This is a genomic window from Flavobacterium ardleyense (genome assembly GCF_042686085.1).
In the GTDB taxonomy this organism is placed as follows: Bacteria; Bacteroidota; Bacteroidia; order Flavobacteriales; family Flavobacteriaceae; genus Flavobacterium; species Flavobacterium ardleyense.
The window spans coordinates 1-1,206 of record NZ_JBHUOL010000026.1 but is presented as its reverse complement, the minus strand read 5'-3'; the positions used below and the strand labels follow the sequence as shown (position 1 = coordinate 1,206).

The 1,206-nt window shown below is 30.3% G+C and carries 2 protein-coding genes; both read left to right on the top strand.

Annotated elements, in window-relative coordinates; genetic code table 11:
• A partial coding sequence (locus ACFSX9_RS16050; protein ID WP_379809549.1) for a transposase occupies positions 1 to 360 on the top strand: 360 nt, incomplete at its 5' end.
• The coding region (locus ACFSX9_RS16045) for an IS3 family transposase (protein ID WP_379809547.1) at positions 360 to 1,206 on the top strand (847 nt) is incomplete at its 3' end. The genes ACFSX9_RS16050 and ACFSX9_RS16045, both read left to right, overlap by 1 nt.

Here is a 1,206-nt window from a genome sequence, read left to right as displayed (position 1 = left end):
GTACAAGAAATTGAACAAGGAAAAGTTTCTATTTCTCAAGTTAGAAAAGAATATGGTATTCAATCTCGTTCTACAATTGTTCAATGGCTCAGAAAATTTGGTAACTTTGATTGGGAAAACCAAACACCATCTAATATGCTAAAATCACCTGAACAAAGAATAATAGAACTTGAGGTACAAGTGAAATTATTAGAAAAACAAAAAGCACTCCTAGAGCGAGAAGCTTATGTTGCTGATAAGAAAGCCATCATTTTTGACATGATGATTGATATTGCAGAAAAAGAATATCAAATTGACATACGAAAAAACTCACCACCCGAACAATCGACCATTTTAAGCAAAAGCAACAAGAAACAGTAATGTTTGCCTGTACTTTGTTCGGGATAGATAGGCAGGTTTATTATCGAAAAATAAAAAGAAGAAAAGCAAGACAATCAAATGCTTCAAAAATAGTTTCTCTAGTTTTAGAAATTAGACAGACTATGCCCAGAATTGGAGCAAAGAAACTTTATTTTCTTTTAAATAGAGACTTAAAACAATTAAAAATAGGAAGAGATAAATTTATCAACATCCTAAGAGCTAATCATCTATTAATTATTCCAAAACGCTCGTATCATATAACAACCAACTCACATCATCGCTTTAGAAAACATCAAAATCAAATTTTAGATTTACAAATACAACGACCAGAGCAAGTCTGGGTATCGGACATTACTTATATTGGAAAAAGAGAAAATCCGTGTTACTTAAGTTTAGTAACCGATGCCTATTCTAAGAAAATAGTGGGATTTAATGTGGCAGATAATATGAATACGGAAAGCAGTTTGATAGCGTTGAAAAATGCTATTAAACTTAGAAAATACAAGAGTCTATCTTTGATACATCATTCCGATAGAGGACTGCAATACTGTGCCAATGAATATCAAAAACTATTAAACAAGAGTAAAATAAAATGCAGTATGACACAAAACTCTGATCCGTATGAAAATGCAGTTGCAGAAAGGATAAATGGTATTTTAAAACAAGAATTTAATATTGATAAATTCAATACAAAATTGGAAATCATGAAGTTATTGGTAAAAAATGCAATTGAAATTTATAATCAAAAAAGACCACATTACTCTAATTACATGCTAACACCCAATCAAATGCACCAACAGAATGAAATTAAAATGAGAACCTATAAAACAAAAAACAGTTGCAAAA